The following is an 18,713-nucleotide window of genomic DNA, read 5'->3' on the forward strand; positions in this document are numbered from 1 at the left end:
CATGACCATCGAAACCCTTTCCACCACCCGCAGCCATGGCGGAACGCAGGGCGTCTACAGACATGCCAGCACGACCACTGGCACCGACATGACCTTCGCGGTTTTTATCCCCGACCATGCGCCGGATGCGAAGCTGCCCGTGCTCTGGTATCTGTCGGGGCTGACCTGCACCCACGCCAATGTGATGGAGAAAGGCGAGTATCGCGCCGCCTGTGCCGAGCATGGCGTGATCTTCGTCGCGCCCGACACCAGTCCGCGCGGTGAGGAGGTGCCCGACGATGCCGATGCCGCCTATGATTTCGGGCATGGCGCAGGCTTTTATGTCGATGCGACCGTGGAGCCATGGGCGAAGCATTACCGGATGCGCTCCTATATCGAGGATGAACTGCCGTCGCTGGTCCTCCGCAACTTTGCGGACGCCGACCTTGCGCGGCAGGCGATCACCGGCCATTCGATGGGCGGGCACGGCGCGCTGACTATCGGTCTCCGGGGTCAGGACCGCTTCCGCTCGGTCTCGGCCTTCTCGCCGATCGTTGCGCCGTCGCAGTGTCCGTGGGGCGAGAAGGCGCTGGGCGGCTATCTCGGCGACGACCGTGAGGATTGGCAGGCCTATGATGCCTGCGCGCTGCTCGATCAGGGACTGCGCGTGCCCGACCTGCTCGTCGATCAGGGCGACGCCGACAATTTCCTCGCCGAACAGCTCAAGACCGAGTTGCTGGTCGAGGCGTGCGAGCGCGCGGGACAGAAGGCCGAAATCCGTATGCAGCCGGGCTATGACCACAGCTATTATTTCATCTCGACCTTCATGACCGAGCATGTGGCGTGGCACGCGGAGCGGCTGAAGGCATAGCGACTCCCCTCCCTTTAGGGAGGGGTTGGGGGTGGGCACGTGGTGTTGCCGAACCCTCCCCGCTGCGACTAGCGAGCAAGCTCGCAGGTCTCGCTGCCCCTCCCGCCTGCGGGAGGGGAGGTTATGGAATCAGCAAGCTCGACCCCGTCGTCCGCCCTGCCTCCAGGTCCGCATGCGCGCGCGCTGCGTCCTGCAGGCCATAGCGCTGTCCGACGGTGATCTTCACCGCGCCGCTTTCGATCATCTCGAACACCCGCGCCGCGCCGGCGGCCCGCTCGCCCGCGTGAAGATAATAGTCGAACAGCGTCGGCCGGGTGACGAACTGCGACCCATGCTGCGCGAGGATGCCGAGGTTGACTCCGGTCACCGGCCCGCCGGCATTGCCGTAGCTGACGATCAGCCCGCGCCGCGCCGTGGCTTTCAGCGACGTCGCCCAGGTCGCCATGCCGATACCGTCGAAGGTGACGGGCACGCCCTGGCCGTCGGTGATCTCGCGAACATGCGCCGCGACATCCTCCTGCCTGTAGCGGATGACATGATCGGCGCCTGCCTCGCGCGCGACCTGCTCTTTCGCTTCGGTGCTGACGGTGCCGATCACCGTCGCGCCGATCGCTTTCAGCCACTGGACGAGGATCAGCCCGACTCCGCCCGCAGCGGCGTGGACGAGCACCGGCCAGCCTGCCTCGATTTTCGCGCAGCGTTCGACGAGCATCTCAACCGTGCAGGCCTTGAGCAAGGCCGCGGCGGCGGTGTCGTCGTCGATGGCGGCAGGAAGCTTGAACAGCGACGCGGCGGGGACGATCCGCGCGCTCGCATAGGCGTTGCGCTGCGGGCCGAAGGTCGCGACGCGGTCGCCGGGCTGGAGGCCGTGGACGTCGGCACCGACCGCGACCACCTCGCCCGCCGCCTCGACCCCGAGCCCGCCCGGAAGCTCGATCGGATAGGTGCCGTCGCGGTGATAGGTGTCGAGATAGTTCAGCCCGACGGCGGTCTGGCGCACGAGCACCTGGCCGGGGCCGGGCTCGCCGAGCGTGACCTCGCGCCAGTCGATGACTTCGGGTCCGCCCTGCGTTTCGATAAAGGCTTCGATCGCCTGCATGGCCGCTCTCCTGCTGGTGCCGCCCATCTGGGGCGAGCGTCAGGCAAGTGCAAGGGACGAGCTTCCATATGCTCCGTCATTGCGAGGAGTCGAAGGCGATGCGGCAATCCAGAGCGTGCGTAAACCGCTCTGGATTGCTTCGCTCCGCTCGCAATGACGAGGCTTGTTACTTGCCGCCGGGGCGCGGCTTGCCCTTGCCGAAGGGCTTGGCCTTGAACCCGCCGGGCTTGCCATGCGGCGCCCCCCGTCCGTCGCCGCGCGGGCCGTTGTCGCGAGGGGCACCGTGACGCGGTCCGCCCTTGTGCGCGCCCTTCTCGCGGCGGGGCGGATAGGTCGCGCCGCCCGGTGCCGGGGTGATCGCGACGCCGCTGTCGTCCTCGCCATCCTGATTGGCGGTGCGCATCACCGCCTCGGCAAAGCGGTCGGCGATGGCGAGCGGGATGTTGAATAGAGTTTCCGACGGCCCGATGCGGATCGCGCCGATCTCGTGCTTCGTCACATGGCCGCGGCGGCAGAGGAGGGGAAGAATCCAGCGCGGGTCGGCGTTCTGGCGGCGGCCGATGTTGAGCCGGAACCAGACGCTGTCGTCGAACTGGTCGCGGCGCTCGCCGCGATCGGCCCGGTCGCCGTGCTCGAAACGCTCCCCGCGCTCGGGGCGTTCGGGACGCTCGCCGCGCGGACGCGGGCCGGCGTCGATCAGATCCTCGGGCGGCGGCATCGTCGCGCGGTGCGCGCGGACGAGCGCCGCGGCGATGTCCTCCGCGCTGCGTTCGGCGAGCAGGCGCTGGCCGAGCTCGATATCCTCGGGTTCATGCTCCTGCGGCGCGAGCAGCTTTTCGATCAGCCGCTCCTGATCGCGTGCGTTAACGTCGGCCGCGGTCGGCGCGTTCATCCACTCGGCGGTGATGCGGGCGCCGCGCAGCATCCCGTCGACGCGGCGGCGGCGCGGATAGGGGACGATCAGCACCGCGGTGCCCTTCTTCCCCGCGCGCCCGGTGCGGCCCGAGCGGTGCTGGAGCGTTTCGGCGTCGCGCGGGATTTCGACATGGATGACGAGCGACAGACTCGGCAGGTCGATGCCGCGCGCCGCGACGTCGGTCGCGACGCAGACGCGCGCGCGGCGGTCGCGCAATGCCTGCAGCGCATGGTTGCGCTCGTTCTGGCTATGCTCGCCTGACAGCGCGACCGCCGCGAAGCCGCGATTGACCAGCCGTGCGTGAAGGCGGCGGACATTGTCGCGCGTCGCGCAGAACAGCATCGCCGTGTCGGGCTCGTGCAGGCGCAAGAGGTTGATCACCGCGCCTTCGATGTCGGCGGGGGCGACGGTCACCACCTGATAGGCGATGTCGCCATGGCCGCGATCCTCGCCGACGGTCGAGATGCGCAGCGCATTATTCTGATAGCGCTTGGCAAGCTGCGCGATCGGCTTCGGGATCGTTGCCGAGAAGAGCAGGGTGCGGCGTGTGTCGGGGGTCGCGTCGAGGATTTCCTCTAGGTCTTCGCGAAAGCCCATGTCGAGCATCTCGTCGGCCTCGTCGAGCACCGCGACGCGCAGGCTTTCGAGGTCGAGCGCGCCGCGTTCGAGATGGTCGCGCAGGCGGCCGGGGGTGCCGACGACGATATGCACGCCCTGATTGAGATTGCGGCGTTCGCGGCTTGCGTCCATCCCGCCGACGCAGGTCGCGATGCGTGCGCCGGCCTTGGCGTAGAGCCAGGCGAGTTCGCGGCTGACCTGCAGCGCGAGCTCGCGCGTCGGGGCGACGATCAGCGCGAGTGGCGCCGCTGCGAAGGGCAGGCGGCTCTCCTCAAGCAGTTCGTCGGCCATGGCGAGGCCGAAGGCGACGGTCTTGCCCGACCCGGTCTGCGCGGAAACGAGCAGGTCGCGGCCGCGGGCCTCGGCCTCGACGACCTGTGCCTGGACGGGGGTCAGCGCCTCATAGCCGCGCGCGGTGAGGGCGTCCGCAAGGACGGGTGAAAGATGATCGAAAGACATATTTTTCTTCTTTTCCGTGGCGGGCTGCGCCGCCGATTCTTTAATTCATCATACCGGACTTGATCCGGCATCCATTCATCACTTGCTACGAAGCGCTGAATGGACCCCGGATCAAGTCCGGGGTGACGAAGGGGTACGAGCTTTTCCTAAAGGGCTTGGCCTGCCGCATGTCCGCTGGCCCAGGCCCATTGAAAATTATAGCCGCCCAGCCACCCGGTGACGTCCACGGCTTCGCCGATCGCATAGAGCCCCGGAACGCTTTTGGCCATCATTGTTTGCGACGAAAGCCCGGCGGTCGCGATTCCGCCGACGGTGACCTCGGCCTTGGCAAAGCCTTCGGTGCCGCTCGGATGAAAAATCCAGCGCCTGAGCCGCGCTTCGGCGTTGGCGAGCTTGCGGTCGGTCTGCGCTCCGAGTTCGCCCGCGAAGGCGAGGCGGTCGGCGAGGGTCTGCGCCAGCCGGTCGGGTAGCGGCAGCGCCGCCGCGAGTGTAACGCGCGGGCGCGCGCGCTTGGCTTCGATCAGCCAGCCCGGCGGTGCGTCGGGAAGGAAATCGATCGTCACCGGCTCGCCGTGCCGCCAATAGCTGCTGATCTGAAGGATCGCGGGGCCGGACAGGCCCTTGTGGGTGAAGAGCGCGGCTTCGTGGAACGCTGCCTTGCCCGCGCGCGCCTCGACCGGGGTCGCGACGCCCGAGAGGTCGCGGAACAGCACATCCTCGCCGCCGAGGGTGAGCGGGACAAGCGCCGGGCGCGGCTCGACGACTTTGAGGCCGAAGCGGCGCGCAAGGTCATAGGCGAAGCCGGTCGCGCCCATCTTGGGAATGGAGGGGCCGCCGGTGGCGAGGACGAGATTGGGGGCGGTGAAACTTTGCTCGCCGAAGGTCACGCGGAACAGGTCGTCGCCGTGCGTGACCTCGCGCACCGGCTGGCCGCAGCGGACATCGACGCCGTTCTTGGCGCATTCTTCGAGCAGCATCGCGACGATCTGCTTCGCCGAGCCGTCGCAGAAGAGCTGGCCCAATGTTTTCTCGTGCCAGGCGATGCCGTAGCGATCGACGAGCGCGATGAAATCGGCGGGGGTATAGCGTGCGAGCGCCGACTTGGCGAAATGCGGGTTCGCCGAGATATAGCGATCCGCGGCGGTGTGGATATTGGTAAAGTTGCAGCGCCCGCCGCCCGAGATCAGGATCTTCTTGCCCACCTGTTCGGCATGGTCGAGCAGGAGGACGCGCTTGCCGCGCTGCCCCGCGACCGCCGCGCACATTAGCCCGGCTGCACCGGCGCCCAGCACGACGGCGTCATAATCGGAAGCGGTCATCGAAGGGTCAGCGCAGCTTCGCGATCGACAGCCCGTCGGCCTTGGCGCGGATCTTCACCGATTCCTCGCTGCGCGTCAGCGCCTTGGCGATGGCTTTGAGCGCCATGCCCTTTTTCGCGAGCGTGTGGAGCTTGTCGATCTCGGCGGCGGTCCACGGCTGTTTGTGGCGTTCGAACTTGTCCTTCATGCGCTCACCTCCGGATCGGCCGTCGCTGCGAGAATTTCGATCGCATCCTCGCGGCCCTGAAATTCGACCGTGTCGCCTGCTTCGGCGCCCATCAGCGCGCGGCCGAGCGGCGCGGTGAAGGCAATCAGCCCGGCGCCGGGGTCGGCCTCGTCATGGCCCACGATCGTCACCGCACGCTCGGCGCCGTTCAGCCTGTAGCGCACCCGGCTGCCGATGCCGACGACATCGGCGGCGGGCGCATCCTGCACCTCGGCGGTCGCGTGGCGGGTGCCGGCATAGCGCAGACGGCGCAGCAGCTTCTTGCGCGCTTCCTCTTCGCTTGTCGCGGCGACGGCGGCCTCGAGGCGTGCGACCTCCTCGGCGAGCAGGCGGGCGCCGCGCGGCGTGACGAGGTTCGGTCCCACCGGGATCGGCCATTCGAAGGCCGGTTCCATATGTTCGTCGTCGCTCTCGCGGCGGAAGGCTACGCTCATCGTCTCTCTCGTCGGGAAGGAAAGCGTGTCTGTTGCACCGCGAAGGTGGCGACAAGATGGCGCGAAATTTCGTCCGCGCGCGTAACCGCAGCGAGCGCGCGCGCGAACCGGGGGCGATGCCCTTTGCCGCGATCCCTGATAGAGTGCCCCGATGAGCCCCGACGAACCGTCGCTTGCGCGCCTGATGGCTGCCTCGCAGCGCGGGGATCGCGCGGCCTATCGCGCGCTGCTGACCGATTGCCGTACATGGCTGCTCCGCTATTTCGCGCGCCGCATCGCGCCGCACCAGATCGACGATCTGGTGCAGGAAACGCTCGTGTCGTTGCACCGCAAGCTTGCGACCTGGGACAGCGGGCGCCCCTTCCTGCCGTGGCTCGCGGCGATCGCGCGCTATCGGTGGATCGACGCGCTCCGCCGCCAGCGCGACGAGGCCGAACTCGGCGACCATGACGCGGCGGTCGCGGCGGAGGACGAGGCGGTGCACGCGCGGCTCAGCCTCGACCATCTGCTGACGCGGTTGCCGCGGGGGCAGGCGCAGGCGATCACATTGGTCAAGATCGAGGGCGCCTCGATCGCCGAGGCAGCGAATATCAGCGGCCAGAGCAAGTCGCTGGTCAAGGTGAACATCCATCGCGGGCTGAAGACGCTTGCGGGGTTGGTGGAAAGCGAATGAGATGAACGACGCGTCGATCGACGAACTGATCGAGGGGCTGGCGGGCGAGCTCAAGCCTGTGCGCCCGCGGCGCGTGCTGCGCGGCGGGCTGTGGGTCGCGGCGGGCTGGATCGCGGGCGGCGCGCTGCTGCTCTGGCTGTTCGGGATGCGCCACGACCTCGCTGCGGGAGAGGCGATGGCGCCGCTGCCGATGCTCGCCTTCTGGCTGATCGTCGCGCTGGCGCTCGCCGCGAGCTGGAGCGCGCTGCGCATGGGATTGCCGGGGGTCGGGCGCGACTATGGCGGATGGCGCTGGGCGGGGCTCGCCGCGCTCGCCCTGCCGCTGACCGCGCTGTTCATGGGGTTTGCCGACAGCCATGGCGCGATGACCGAAATGCGGCCCGATCATGGCATGCGCTGCACGCTCGACGGACTGATCGCCGGGATCGGCGTCGGGGCCGCGCTGTTCGCCTGGCTGAAAGGCGGCGCGCCGACATCGCCCGCGCGCGCCGGCTGGGTCGTCGGCATCGCGGCGGGCTCGGCGGGCGCCGCGGCGGTCGCGCTCCGCTGCTCTTCGAACGATATGATCCATATCGCGCTCTGGCACGGGCTCGCCATCCCGCTGTGGGCCGTCGCCGGGCGGGTGCTGCTCGCGCCGCTGCTCCGCTGGTAGGTGGACAAGTCCTTCTCCCTGTGTTAATCAAGTAACACACGAGAAAAGAATGAGCGGAGAATGACGATGCGAAACTGGACGATAGCGATTCTGCCGCTGGCTCTCGCCATGACGGTGTCGGCGTGCAGCGCCGAAGGGACGAGCAGCAGCAAGGACGGCAAGCGGGTGGTCGCGTCTGGCCCTGCGGCGACGCAGAGCTTCGACCTCAAGGGCTTCACCGGCGTCAAGGTCACCGGCCCCGACGATGTCACCATCCGCCAGGGCGACGCCTTCTCGATCAGCGCCAAGGGCCCGCAGGCCGAACTCGACGAACTGGAGATCGTGCTCGACGGCTCAACGCTGTCGATCGGCCGCAAGCGCGAAGGCTTCAGCTTCACCCGCCACGACAGCAAAGGGGTCGAGATCAGCATCACCATGCCGAAGCTGCAGGCGCTGAAGCTGACCGGATCGGGGTCGATCGACGCCGACACGCTGGCCGCCGACGCGGCCACGCTCGACGTCACGGGGTCGGGCGATCTCAAGGTTGCGAAGCTGACCGCGAAGAGCGCCGACTTCGACGTTTCGGGATCGGGCAATATCGAGGTCAAGGGCGGCGCGATCGACAGCGGCGATTTCGGCGTCACCGGATCGGGCGACATCGACGCCGAGGGGCTGGTCGCGCAGACGCTCGCGGTGTCGATCACCGGATCGGGCGACGTCGATGCGCAGGCGACCGCGAGCGCCGACATCAAAATCCTCGGATCGGGCGATGCGACGATCGGCGGCGGCGGCAAATGCTCGACGCATGCGATGGGATCGGGGACCGCGACCTGCCGGTAGATCGCTCGCGTTCAAACATTGTGTGTCCCCGCGAAGGCGGGGACCCATCTCCGGTCGGTTCCACCTTGCGCCGGCAGGAGATGGCCCCCCGCCTTCAGCCTGTGGCTGAAGTTTATCCTGAGCGCCCGCCCTGCGGGCAATCGAAGGGCGGGGGAACAGAGAGGTCAAAGGACGGCTTCATCTGGAACATCCTGTGGCGCGGCTCCTGCGAACGCGGTAAGGCGGCGGCATGACCAGCTATTCGCGCCTGGCTGCCGTCGCGGCCGCCGCCCTGCTCCTGTCCGGTCCCGCCGCCGCGGCCGAGAAGCGCTATGGCCTCACCAGCTTCGAGACGATCGAGGTCGGCACCGACGTCGATGTCGAGGTGGTGACCCGCGCACCGGTGAGCGCGGTGGCGACCGGATCGACCGACGCGCTCGACCGGCTGACGCTCGAAACCCGCGACGGGCGACTGGTGATCGGTGAAAAGAAATATGCGGGCGACGAAAATCGCCGCACGCCGCCGGGGCCGGTGACGATCCGCGTCAACGCCGCGAACCTGCGCGCCGCGACGCTCGCGGGGGCGGGGTCGCTGCGGATGGACCGCCTCAAGGGTGCGCGCGTGACGATCGGACTGCGCGGGCCGGGACGGGTGAGCGTCGATGCGATCGACGCCGACCGGCTGAGCGTCGCGATGATCGGCAACGGCACGATGACGCTGGCCGGCAAGGCCAAGCAGGGTCAGATGACGCTGTCGGGCGCGGGAGTCGTCGATGCGGGCAGGCTTTCGGTCGACGATCTGGTCAGCGACAGCGAGGGCGCGGGCGATCATATCTTCAATGCGGTCAAGACCGCGGCGGTGACGACGCGCGGGGTGGGCAAGACCGTCGTGCTCGGCCGCCCCGCCTGCACCGTGCGCAACCTCGGCAGCGGGACGGTGAGCTGCGGGCCGGGGAAGTAGCGAACGTTAGGTTTCGACCGATTGCAGCCCCCTACTTTGTCATCCCCGCGAAAGCGGGGCCCCAGAGCGTGCGCGGGCTGACCCCACACTGGGTTCCCGCTTTCGCGGGAATGACAAAGGTTGGGAATGGCTCCAATCCACCCCAAAGCCGACATCGGTTCCAAATAGGTCTTTCCTACATTATCCGGCTGTGCCAGCTTTCATCCGGCTCTTTCATTTGGTGGATAAAAGCGGTCGCGGCCCAGCTTGCGGATGCGGCCAGGGCGAGGCGTGCCGGGTGCATTCTGCACCCCGCGAGGTCCCAAACGGGGGACTGCAATGGGCTGAACTTTGCTGAACTTTCGAGTGATTACTCGGTCCTGCCGGCCAGATCCCGGGTCCAGGCCACAATGACGAACGAGGGGATGGCAGATCTCCACCCCAATGCAGGCATCGGTACACCAAGCCGGATCAGTGCGCCGCGCCGCCCAGCCCGTCGACCTTTTTCGACTGTTTGACGATCAGCCCCGGAAAGAAGCGCGCGAGGCGTGACAGGCGTTTGGCCATCTTGCCGACGGTGACGTGCACCCTGGCGCCGTGGACCGCGTCCCACGCCGCCTCGGCGACGCGTTCGACGGGGACGATCTCGAACCCGCTGGACGACAGGCGGTCGCGTGCGGGCTCGTTGCTGTCGGCGGCGACCTGGTCGAGCAGCGGGGTGTCGATGAAGCCCGGCATCAGCGAACGAACCTTGATGTCGTGCTTGGCGAATTCGATCTCGAGCGCTTCGGTCAGCCCGCGCACCGCGAATTTGGTCGCCGAATAGATCGCGAGCCCGGCGACGCCGTAAAAGCCCGACGCCGAGCCGGTGTTGAGGATCGTCGACCCCGGCGTCGCGCGGAGCAGCGGCAGCGCGCTGTATATGCCGTTGACGACACCGCCGAAGTTGATCGCGATCAGCCGGTCGGCCTCCTCCGGCGCCATGTCGGCGAACTGGCCGCCCGTCCCGATTCCGGCGTTGTTGAACAGGACGTCGAGCCGCCCGCCGCTGACCGCCGCAAAGGCGTCGAGCGCGGCCTTCCACTGATCGCGGTCGCGCACGTCCATGATGTGGCGCGACGAGGCGCCCTCGGGCAGCAGCGCCGCGGTCTCGTCGATCCCTCGCGCATTGACGTCGGCGATGCCGACGAACCAGCCTTGCGCTGCGAAATGGCGCGCGGTCGCGCGGCCGATTCCCGAACCGCCGCCGGTGATGAAAATCGCCTTTCGTGCCACGCCCGCTCTCCCTTACATTTATGTCAGCACCAGATGATGCGAAGCCGGCGCGCGCGTCAAGCCGCAATCGCGGCTTGGCAAGGGGCGGGCGCCGCCGCTATCAGGGCGGCGATGTTTCGCCTGCGCCTGATGTTCCTGACCTTGCTGGCCTTTTGCCTCGGCGCGGCGCTTCCTGCCGAGGCGGCAGTGACGGTCAGCTTTTACAGCCATGATTTCGGCGACCGCTTTCCGCACGCCTTCATCACGGTGAAGGGTACGCTCGACGGCAGTGGGCAGGCGATCGACAATAATTTCGGCTTCACCGCGAAGAATGTCAGCCCGGCGATCCTGCTCGGGTCGGTGAAGGGCTATGTCCAGACGTCGAAGGACGATTATATCGCCAAGAGCGACCGGCAGTTCAGCGTCACCGTCAACGATGCGACCTATGCGCGGCTGCTCGCCAAGGTCCGCGAATGGCAGGACCGCAAGCAGCCGAGCTATAGCCTGAACAAGGCCAACTGCGTTCATTTCGTGATGGAACTGGCCGAGGTCGTCGGGCTGAAGGTCAACCGCAAGAGCAAGTTTTTCAAGAAGCCCAAGAGTTTCCTGCTGGAGGTGAAGGGGCTGAATCCGGGGCTTTGCTCGGGGGAGGGGGAGGATGCGCAAATGTTGTGGATGATGTTGCTGCTGGCCGCGCAGGCCGGCGCCCCTGCGGATGGAACGGAAGATCCGCTGCATTTTAGACCGGCAACCGACCCCGGCAGTTGGGTCACGACCGATGATTATCCGGTCACGGCGCTGCGCGACACGCATGAAGGCACGACGGGGTTTCGCCTGACGATCGGGCCCGACGGACTGCCGCGCCGCTGCGAGGTCACCGCGTCGAGCGGCCATGCCGAACTCGACGATGCGACGTGCCGGCTGGTCATGCAACGCGCGAGGTTCGAGACGCAGCGCGACGACAAGGGCGTGCGCATCGGCGGCACCTACGCCAACCGGATCCGCTGGCAGATTCCCGACGATTATCTCGAACGCCTGGCGCAATCGGGTTTCCGGGTCGACGAGGCGCGCCGCGGATTGCCGCGCGCTCCGCTTCCCGACCCCGCCATGGTGACTCTCGATGCCGCCGCCCATTATCCTCCCGCCGCCCTGGCGGCGCGGCAGGAAGGCGATGTCGGCATGATGCTGAGCCTCGATGCCGCCGGCAAGGTGATCCGTTGCGTCGTGACCGAGAGCAGCATGGTCAGGGACCTCGATACCGCGGCTTGCGCCCTGATGCGGAGCGACGGGCGGTTCGAGCCGGCGCTCGACAGCGCGGGGACGCCGGTCAAATCGGAGGTTCCGGCCGTGTTCAGCTGGGTCTTGCCGCGGACAGCGGGCGCGACGGCCGAACCCGCGCACCGGAAATTCCCGCTGTCGAGCCCGATGGCGGCGACGATGACTATTGTCGTCGGTGCGGACGGCATCGCCAGGGATTGCAAATTTTCGGCGACCGGGCTTCCGGTGGGCCTGCCGCTGGAGGGCAATCCCTGCGATATGTTCGGCGGGAGCATTCGCTACATCCCCTTCGCCGATGCCGCCGGCAAGCCGGTCACGCGCCGCGTGACGATGCGGGCGGAAACGATCGTCGAGCCCGAGCCCGGCCGCGGCAGCTCGGTGAAACCATAAGCAAAGTCTGGACGCCGCGCCCGTTTCACCCTATGTTCAGGCATCGGGATGCAATGATCTGCGCTCCCGATCTTTGGAGGGGCGATTCTTGCGGCTGTTGCTGACCCTTTTGGCGTTGCTGACCGGTTTTGCTGCGGCAGACCGGGCCGTTGCCGCGCCCGCCGTTCCGATGGCGATGGGGTCGCTGGTGTTGCTCGCCGAAAGCGCGGGCAAGGCCGACGCCGGCGACAGCGACCGTCGCCCTGCCGCCACGACGCCCACGCGCCGCGCGAGCAGCGGTCCCAGCACCGGCAAGCCGCGCAAGGCGCCGCCGCCGCATCTGCCCGGCCTGCTGACCGGCGTCGATCGCGCCCTCGAATAGCCTTTTCCGCCGCCGCCCTTGTCCTGGGCCGCTTCCCTGCGCTCGCGCGGGGATTTTCTTTATAGACCGCGCGGCGCCAACGCCGCCCCGATCGCATCGAAATCCAAGGAAATTCATTATGTTCGGCAGCCTTGCCAAGAGCCTGTTCGGCTCGTCCAACGAGCGTTACGTCAATTCGATCCGCAAGATCGTCGCCAGGATCAATGCCTTCGAGCCCGAGCTCGAAGCCTATAGCGACGAGCAATTGAAGGCGCAGACGCAGAAATTCCGCGACCGGCTCGATGCCGGGGAGACGCTCGACGACGTGCTGCCCGAAGCCTTTGCGACGGTGCGCGAAGCCTCGAAGCGCACGCTCGGCATGCGCCATTTCGACGTCCAGATGATCGGCGGCATCGTCCTCCACCGCGGCGAGATCGCCGAGATGGCGACCGGCGAAGGCAAGACGCTGATGGCGACTTTGCCCTGCTATCTGAACGCGCTGGAGGGCAAGGGCGTCCATGTCGTCACCGTCAACGACTATCTCGCCAAGCGCGACGCCGAATGGATGAGCGCGGTCTATGGCTTCCTGGGCCTGACCACCGGCATCATCGTTCCGAACCTCAACGAGATGCAGCGGCGCGAGGCGTATAACAGCGACATCACCTATGCGACGAACAACGAGCTGGGGTTCGACTATCTGCGCGACAATATGAAGTTCGACCGCGCCCAGATGGTCCATCGCGAATTCAACTTCGGCATCGTCGACGAGGTCGATTCGATCCTGATCGACGAAGCGCGCACCCCGCTGATCATCTCGGGCCCGACTGACGACAAGTCGGAGCTCTACATCCGCGTCAACGAGGTGGTGCACCAGCTCGTCGAGGAGGATTATGAAAAGGACGAGAAGGCGAAATCGATCAGCCTGACCGAGGACGGCACCGAGCATGTCGAGCGATTGCTCGAGGCGGCGGGGCTGCTCCAGGGCAGCAACCTCTACGATATCGAGAACACCCAGGTCGTGCATCACGTCAATCAGGCGCTGAAGGCGATCGTGATGTTCAAGCTCGACACCGACTATATCGTCAAGGACGGCAAGGTCGTGATCATCGACGAATTCACCGGCCGCATGATGGACGGCCGCCGCTGGTCCGACGGCCTGCACCAGGCGGTCGAGGCCAAGGAAGGCGTCCAGATCGAACCCGAGAACCAGACCCTCGCGTCGATTACCTTCCAGAATTATTTCCGCATGTATCCCAAGCTGTCCGGCATGACCGGCACCGCGGCGACCGAAGCGGCCGAATTCTTCGAAATCTACAAGATGAACGTCGTCACCATCCCGACCAACCGCCCGATCGCGCGGCAGGACGACGAGGATGAATTCTACAAGAATATCACCGACAAGTTCGGCGCGATCGCGCGCACGATCCGCGAGGCGCAGGAGCGCGGTCAGCCCGTGCTCGTCGGCACCGTGTCGATCGAGAAGTCGGAACTCCTCTCTTCCTATCTCGAAAAGGAAGGCGTCGCGCACAGCGTCCTCAACGCGCGCTTCCACGAGAGCGAGGCGCATATCGTCGCGCAGGCGGGGCGTGCCGGCGCGGTGACCATCGCGACGAACATGGCCGGCCGCGGCACCGACATCAAGCTGGGCGGCAGCGAGGAGTTCCGCATCGAGGATGAGCTCAAGGACCTGCCCGAAGGTCCCGAACGCGACGCCGCGATCGCGCGCATCACCGAAGAAGTCGCCGCCGAGCGCGAAGCCGTACGCGCCGCGGGCGGACTGTTCGTGCTCGCGACCGAGCGCCACGAAAGCCGCCGCATCGACAACCAACTCCGCGGCCGCTCGGGGCGTCAGGGCGACCCCGGCCTGTCGAAATTCTATTTGTGCCTCGACGACGATCTGCTGCGCATCTTCGGTCCTGACACGCTCTTTTCCAAGATGATGAACAAGAATCTGGAGGACGGCGAGGCGATCGGGTCGAAATGGCTGTCGAAGGCGATCGAGACCGCGCAGAAGAAGGTCGAGGCGCGCAACTACGACATTCGCAAGCAGGTCGTCGAATATGACAACGTCATGAACGACCAGCGCAAGGTGGTTTATGAACAGCGCGGTGAGATCATTGACAGCGAAACCGTCGACGACGTGATGGCGGAGATGCGCGCGGAAACGGTGAATGCGATCATCGCCGACGCCTGCCCGCCGGGAAGCTATCCCGAGCAATGGGACGTCGAGGCGATCAAGGAACGCGTCGCCAATATCCTCGACCTGACCCCGCCGATCGACGACTGGATGCAGGAAGACGAGCTCGATCCCGAAATCTTCGAAGCGCGGCTGCAGGAGATGGCCGATGCCGCGGCCGCCGGAAAGGCGGCGCAGGTCGATCAGGACACGTGGCACAATGTCGAGAAATCGATCCTGATCCAGACCCTCGATCATCATTGGAAGGACCATCTTTCGACGCTCGACGCGCTGCGCCAGGCGATCTTCCTGCGCGCCTATGCCCAAAAGCAGCCGATCAACGAATATAAGCAGGAAGCCTTCGCGCTGTTCGAGCGGATGCTGCAGAATATCCGCGAGGATGTGACGCGCACCGTCGCGCGGATCGATTTCCAGTTCCAGGAGCCGGAGCCCGCGGCGCTGCCCGAACTGCCCGATTTCCTGACCACCCACATCGACCCCTTCACCGGCGAGGACAACAGCGCCGACCTCGATGCGGGCGAGTTGGGCGTGATCGCCAACACGCTGCCGCCGATGCAGGCGCCGCGGCCCGACCTGCCCGAGGGGGAAAACCCCTATGCGGCGCTGGAGATCAGCCGCAATGCGCCGTGCCCGTGCGGATCGGGGCGCAAATACAAGCATTGCCACGGGGTGCTTTGACGCCTGCCGGTCCTTATCCTAATCGTCATCCCGGCCTTCGCCGGGATGACGGGATAGGGGAATAACCATGACCAGCCTCGCCGCTTTCTTCGGCCTGACCGCCTTGCTCTATGCCGCGGTCGGGTTCGGCGGCGGGTCGACCTATACCGCGCTGCTGCTGCTCGGCGGCGTCGCGGTCGGACTGGTTCCGGCGATCAGCCTTGCCTGCAACGTCATCGTCGTCACCGGCGGGACGATCCGCTTCGCGCGCGCCGGGGTGATGCCGTGGGCGAAGGCGCTGCCCTTGATCGCGGTCGCGGCGCCGCTTGCCTTTCTCGGCGGGCTGACCCCGGTCAAGCAGGGGCTGCTCGTCCTGCTCCTCGGCCTGTCGCTGCTCGCCTCCGCGCTGGCGCTGATGTTCCAGCCGCAGGCGGCGAAGCCCGTCGCGCTGCCCGCGAAGCTGCTGCTGCCGATCGCGGCGGGGATCGGCTATTTGGCTGGTGTCGTCGGCATCGGCGGCGGCATCTTTCTCGCCCCGATCCTCCACCTCATCCGCTGGGCCGAGGCGCGCTCGGTCGCCGCGACCGCGAGCCTGTTCATCCTCGTCAACAGCCTGTTCGGGCTGACCGGCCAGCTCATCAAGGGCAAGGGCGGGGCGATGCTTCACGCGGTTGCGGGGCACTGGCCGCTGCTGGTCGCGGTGCTGATCGGTGGCGCGATCGGCACGCAGCTTGCGGTCCGCGCCGGCGGCGCGACCCTGATCCGGCGGCTGACCGCGCTGCTCGTCGGGTTCGTCGGGGTGCGGCTGTTGTTCGGGTTTTGAACTTTCATCTCGGCGCGACGAGCCGGGGCGGGCTCATTATTTTCAATGTTCTAGCGCTCTTGCCTTCCCGCGCGGTGGTGCTAGCATCCTCTCCATAAGCTTGACGGCCGCGTAGCCAGACAAGCGACGCAGCAGGCAGGAATGAAGGGGCCGCGCACGCCCGGATCATCGTGCGCGGCCGGACCGTTGGCATGTTGCGTGGAAAGGGCTGGGGCATTTCCTTCTTCGACGAGATGACGGGTCACGCGGCCGCCGGACAGGCGGGCGAGGTCCGATCGCCCTACCGCGACTATCACGACTGGTTCGCCAACGAGGACGCCGCCCGCATCCAGCGCAAGACGCAGCAGGCCGAGGCTTTTTTCCGCACCACCGGCATCACCTTCAACGTCTATGGCGAGGATGAGGCCGACGAGCGGTTGATCCCCTTCGACGTCGTGCCGCGCATCATCTCGGCGGGCGAATGGCGGCGGCTGTCGCGCGGGATCGAGCAACGGGTGCGGGCGCTCAACGCTTTCCTCCACGATATCTACCACCGGCAGGAGATTTTGCGCGCCGGGCGCGTGCCGACCGAACTGATCGCGCGCAACGAGGCGTTTCTGCCGATGATGATGGGGATGGACCCGCCGGGCGGAGTCTATACCCATATCAGCGGCATCGACATCGTGCGCACCGGCGCCGACGAATTCTATGTGCTCGAGGATAATGCCCGCACCCCGTCGGGCGTCTCCTACATGCTCGAAAATCGCGAGACGATGCTCCAGATGTTTCCCGAGCTGTTCGCGCGGATTTCGGTGCGCGAGGTGAGCGATTATCCGCTCAACCTGCTCAAATCGCTTTCGGCCTGCGCGCCGCCGCAATGCGCGGGCACGCCGACGGTCGCGGTGCTGACTCCCGGCATCCATAACAGCGCCTATTTCGAGCACAGCTTCCTCGCCGACCAGATGGGCGCCGAGCTGGTCGAGGGGCATGATCTGCGCGTCGTCGCCGGGCGCGTGCAGATGCGGACGACGCAGGGCTATCGCCCGATCGACGTCCTCTATCGCCGCGTCGACGACGATTTCCTCGACCCGCTCAATTTCCGGCCCGACTCGCTGCTCGGCGTGCCCGGCATCTGGGACGTCTATCGCGCCGGCGGCATCACCATCGCCAATGCGCCGGGGACGGGGATCGCCGACGACAAGGCACTCTATAGCTATATGCCCGACATCATCGAATTTTATACCGGCGAAAAGGCGTTGCTCCCCAATGTGCCGACGTGGCGCTGTTCGGAGGCGGAGCATCTCAAGGAAGTGCTCGATCGGCTTCCCGAACTGGTGGTGAAGGAAGTGCATGGTTCGGGCGGCTATGGGATGCTCGTCGGGCCGGCCGCGAGCAAGAAGGAGATCGCCGCGTTTCGGGGTAAGCTGGTGGCCAACCCGGCAAACTATATCGCACAGCCGACGCTGTCGCTGTCGACCGTGCCGATCTTCACCAGGGCGGGGCTTGTGCCGCGCCACGTCGACCTGCGCCCATTCGTGCTGATGTCGCCGCAGGGGGTCACGATCACGCCGGGCGGACTGACGCGCGTCGCAATGACCCGGGGATCGCTGGTGGTCAATTCGAGCCAGGGCGGCGGGACCAAGGATACATGGGTGCTGGAGGATTGATGGGGATGGCGGTCACCTCGCATGCGCGCTGTGCCCCCCTCCCGCAGGCGGGAGGGGCAGCGAGACTTGCGAGCTTGCTCGCTAGTCGCAGCGGGGTGGGCAGTGTCGCACCGCCGCTTGCCCACCCCGCTGCGGCTAGGCAGCAAGCTGCCAAGCCTCGCTGCCCCTTCCGCTTGCGAGAGGGGATGGAGGCGCGCCCATGCTAGGCAAGACCGCGGGCAGCCTCTACTGGATGGCGCGCTATCTGGAGCGGAGCGAGAACAACGCCCGCCTGATCGACGCGGGGTTCCGCATCGCGCTGACGCGGTCGAACACCGCCAAGGCCGAATGGCGGTCGGTGCTGGTGACCGCGGGGCAGGATGTGCGGTTCGGGCAGGCGCATGGCGACGACTATGCCTCGCAGCGCGTCGTCGACTTCATGCTGCGCGACCCGGCCAATCCGTCGAGCATCCTGTCGGTCATCAAGCAGGCGCGCGACAACGCCCGCACCGCGCGCACCCACTTGACCCGCGAGGTGTGGGAAGCGGTCAATACGAGCTGGATGACGCTGGGCGCGCTCCTGAAACGGCAGGTGCGTGAGGATGATCTGCCCGACGTGCTCGCCGCGATCCGGCGCCAGAACGGGCAGGTGCGCGGGGCGCTGAACGGGACGATGCTGCGCAACGACGGCTTTCATTTCGCGCAACTCGGCACCTTCCTCGAGCGCGCCGACAACATCGCGCGCATCCTCGACGTCAAATATTATCTGCTGCTGCCGTCGGTCGCGCATATCGGCGGCTCGATCGACAATGTGCAGTGGGAGACGATCCTGCGCTCGGTGTCGGCGCACCGCGCCTATCGCTGGCTTTACGGGGCGGAGATCAGCGCGCTGAAGATCGCCGAATTCCTGATCCTCTATCGCCAGCTTCCGCGCAGCCTGGCCTTTTGCTGCGAGCGGGTGGAGGAGCATCTGGGGCGGATCCAGCAAGGCTATGACGAAGAGACCGAGGCGGGACGGATGGCCGCGGCGCTGTGCCGCGACCGGCTGTCGGCGCCGATCCAGGCGATCTTCGACGGCGGGCTGCACGAATATCTGAGCGGCTTCCTGGGCGCCACCGGCGCGCTCGCGCGCCAGGTCGAGCGCGATTATCGGTTCGTGGAGTGA

Annotated in this window: 17 protein-coding genes; 11 read left to right on the top strand and 6 right to left on the bottom strand. The window is 66.8% G+C overall.

Features of this window, described 5'->3' with window-relative positions; genetic code table 11:
• The first annotated feature begins 1 nt into the window (after position 1).
• Positions 2-850, top strand: a complete 849-nt coding sequence (fghA, locus tag ACVENA_RS02890; RefSeq protein WP_449327568.1) for an S-formylglutathione hydrolase — start codon at positions 2-4, stop codon at positions 848-850.
• A 121-nt stretch (positions 851-971) separates the two neighbouring features.
• On the opposite strand, the gene ACVENA_RS02895 is transcribed toward fghA, so the two are convergent.
• The 5 genes from ACVENA_RS02895 to ACVENA_RS02915 form a co-directional block, all read right to left on the bottom strand.
• Complete coding sequence (locus ACVENA_RS02895) at positions 972-1,949, bottom strand: quinone oxidoreductase family protein (protein WP_449327569.1); 978 nt, start codon at positions 1,947-1,949, stop codon at positions 972-974.
• Positions 1,950-2,115: 166 nt separating this feature from the next.
• Entirely contained in the window at positions 2,116-3,942 is a 1,827-nt protein-coding gene (locus tag ACVENA_RS02900) for a DEAD/DEAH box helicase (protein WP_449327570.1), read from the bottom strand.
• A 146-nt stretch (positions 3,943-4,088) separates the two neighbouring features.
• A complete protein-coding gene (locus tag ACVENA_RS02905; protein WP_449327571.1) occupies positions 4,089-5,261 on the bottom strand; it encodes an NAD(P)/FAD-dependent oxidoreductase in 1,173 nt (390 codons plus the stop codon).
• A gap of 7 nt (positions 5,262-5,268) precedes the next feature.
• Complete coding sequence (locus ACVENA_RS02910) at positions 5,269-5,448, bottom strand: hypothetical protein (protein ID WP_003052619.1); 180 nt, start codon at positions 5,446-5,448, stop codon at positions 5,269-5,271.
• Entirely contained in the window at positions 5,445-5,921 is a 477-nt protein-coding gene (locus ACVENA_RS02915; protein WP_449327572.1) for a GreA/GreB family elongation factor, read from the bottom strand. Before ACVENA_RS02915 ends, ACVENA_RS02910 begins: the two co-directional genes overlap by 4 nt.
• Positions 5,922-6,072: 151 nt before the next feature.
• Between ACVENA_RS02915 and ACVENA_RS02920 the strand changes: the two genes are divergently transcribed.
• The 4 genes from ACVENA_RS02920 to ACVENA_RS02935 all read left to right on the top strand — a co-directional run bounded on the left by ACVENA_RS02920 (position 6,073) and on the right by ACVENA_RS02935 (position 9,005).
• The gene (locus tag ACVENA_RS02920) at positions 6,073-6,594 is read left to right on the top strand and encodes a sigma-70 family RNA polymerase sigma factor (RefSeq protein WP_449327573.1); all 522 of its coding nucleotides are present in this window, start codon (positions 6,073-6,075) and stop codon (positions 6,592-6,594) included.
• 1 nt (position 6,595) lies between these two features.
• Positions 6,596-7,246 (top strand): NrsF family protein, encoded by a 651-nt coding sequence (locus tag ACVENA_RS02925; RefSeq protein WP_449327574.1) that lies wholly within the window; start codon positions 6,596-6,598, stop codon positions 7,244-7,246.
• Positions 7,247-7,306: 60 nt separating this feature from the next.
• A complete protein-coding gene (locus ACVENA_RS02930; RefSeq protein WP_449327575.1) occupies positions 7,307-8,065 on the top strand; it encodes a head GIN domain-containing protein in 759 nt (252 codons plus the stop codon).
• Positions 8,066-8,294: 229 nt separating this feature from the next.
• Complete coding sequence (locus tag ACVENA_RS02935) at positions 8,295-9,005, top strand: head GIN domain-containing protein (RefSeq protein WP_449327576.1); 711 nt, start codon at positions 8,295-8,297, stop codon at positions 9,003-9,005.
• A gap of 450 nt (positions 9,006-9,455) precedes the next feature.
• Here ACVENA_RS02935 and ACVENA_RS02940 read toward each other — a convergent pair whose 3' ends face one another.
• Positions 9,456-10,259 (bottom strand): SDR family oxidoreductase, encoded by an 804-nt coding sequence (locus ACVENA_RS02940; RefSeq protein ID WP_449327577.1) that lies wholly within the window; start codon positions 10,257-10,259, stop codon positions 9,456-9,458.
• Between the two features lie 111 nt (positions 10,260-10,370).
• On the opposite strand from ACVENA_RS02940, the gene ACVENA_RS02945 reads away from it, so the two are divergent.
• From ACVENA_RS02945 to ACVENA_RS02970, 6 genes are all read left to right on the top strand, one after another.
• Positions 10,371-11,906, top strand: coding sequence for a TonB family protein (locus tag ACVENA_RS02945; RefSeq protein ID WP_449327578.1), 1,536 nt, complete (start codon positions 10,371-10,373; stop codon positions 11,904-11,906).
• Positions 11,907-11,994: 88 nt separating this feature from the next.
• Entirely contained in the window at positions 11,995-12,267 is a 273-nt protein-coding gene (locus ACVENA_RS02950) for a hypothetical protein (protein WP_449327579.1), read from the top strand.
• 118 nt (positions 12,268-12,385) lie between these two features.
• The gene (gene secA / locus ACVENA_RS02955; RefSeq protein ID WP_449327580.1) at positions 12,386-15,121 is read left to right on the top strand and encodes a preprotein translocase subunit SecA; all 2,736 of its coding nucleotides are present in this window, start codon (positions 12,386-12,388) and stop codon (positions 15,119-15,121) included.
• Between the two features lie 67 nt (positions 15,122-15,188).
• Positions 15,189-15,923 carry a sulfite exporter TauE/SafE family protein gene (locus ACVENA_RS02960; protein WP_257548025.1) on the top strand — a complete coding sequence of 245 codons (735 nt, stop codon included), beginning with the start codon at positions 15,189-15,191 and terminating at the stop codon, positions 15,921-15,923.
• A 191-nt stretch (positions 15,924-16,114) separates the two neighbouring features.
• On the top strand, positions 16,115-17,569 hold the full coding sequence (locus ACVENA_RS02965; RefSeq protein ID WP_449327581.1) for a circularly permuted type 2 ATP-grasp protein: 1,455 nt from the start codon (positions 16,115-16,117) through the stop codon (positions 17,567-17,569).
• A gap of 199 nt (positions 17,570-17,768) precedes the next feature.
• Positions 17,769-18,713, top strand: coding sequence for an alpha-E domain-containing protein (locus ACVENA_RS02970; RefSeq protein ID WP_449327582.1), 945 nt, complete (start codon positions 17,769-17,771; stop codon positions 18,711-18,713).

The organism is Sphingopyxis sp. 550A, from assembly GCF_053569535.1.

Coding starts and splice junctions, on each gene's coding strand:
- fghA (WP_449327568.1), top strand. CDS start 2: ATGACCATCGAAACCCTTTCCACCACCCGCAGCCATGGCGGAACGCAG.
- ACVENA_RS02895 (WP_449327569.1), bottom strand. CDS start 1,949: ATGCAGGCGATCGAAGCCTTTATCGAAACGCAGGGCGGACCCGAAGTC.
- ACVENA_RS02900 (WP_449327570.1), bottom strand. CDS start 3,942: ATGTCTTTCGATCATCTTTCACCCGTCCTTGCGGACGCCCTCACCGCG.
- ACVENA_RS02905 (WP_449327571.1), bottom strand. CDS start 5,261: ATGACCGCTTCCGATTATGACGCCGTCGTGCTGGGCGCCGGTGCAGCC.
- ACVENA_RS02910 (WP_003052619.1), bottom strand. CDS start 5,448: ATGAAGGACAAGTTCGAACGCCACAAACAGCCGTGGACCGCCGCCGAG.
- ACVENA_RS02915 (WP_449327572.1), bottom strand. CDS start 5,921: ATGAGCGTAGCCTTCCGCCGCGAGAGCGACGACGAACATATGGAACCG.
- ACVENA_RS02920 (WP_449327573.1), top strand. CDS start 6,073: ATGAGCCCCGACGAACCGTCGCTTGCGCGCCTGATGGCTGCCTCGCAG.
- ACVENA_RS02925 (WP_449327574.1), top strand. CDS start 6,596: ATGAACGACGCGTCGATCGACGAACTGATCGAGGGGCTGGCGGGCGAG.
- ACVENA_RS02930 (WP_449327575.1), top strand. CDS start 7,307: ATGACGATGCGAAACTGGACGATAGCGATTCTGCCGCTGGCTCTCGCC.
- ACVENA_RS02935 (WP_449327576.1), top strand. CDS start 8,295: ATGACCAGCTATTCGCGCCTGGCTGCCGTCGCGGCCGCCGCCCTGCTC.
- ACVENA_RS02945 (WP_449327578.1), top strand. CDS start 10,371: ATGTTTCGCCTGCGCCTGATGTTCCTGACCTTGCTGGCCTTTTGCCTC.
- secA (WP_449327580.1), top strand. CDS start 12,386: ATGTTCGGCAGCCTTGCCAAGAGCCTGTTCGGCTCGTCCAACGAGCGT.
- ACVENA_RS02960 (WP_257548025.1), top strand. CDS start 15,189: ATGACCAGCCTCGCCGCTTTCTTCGGCCTGACCGCCTTGCTCTATGCC.
- ACVENA_RS02965 (WP_449327581.1), top strand. CDS start 16,115: ATGTTGCGTGGAAAGGGCTGGGGCATTTCCTTCTTCGACGAGATGACG.
- ACVENA_RS02970 (WP_449327582.1), top strand. CDS start 17,769: ATGCTAGGCAAGACCGCGGGCAGCCTCTACTGGATGGCGCGCTATCTG.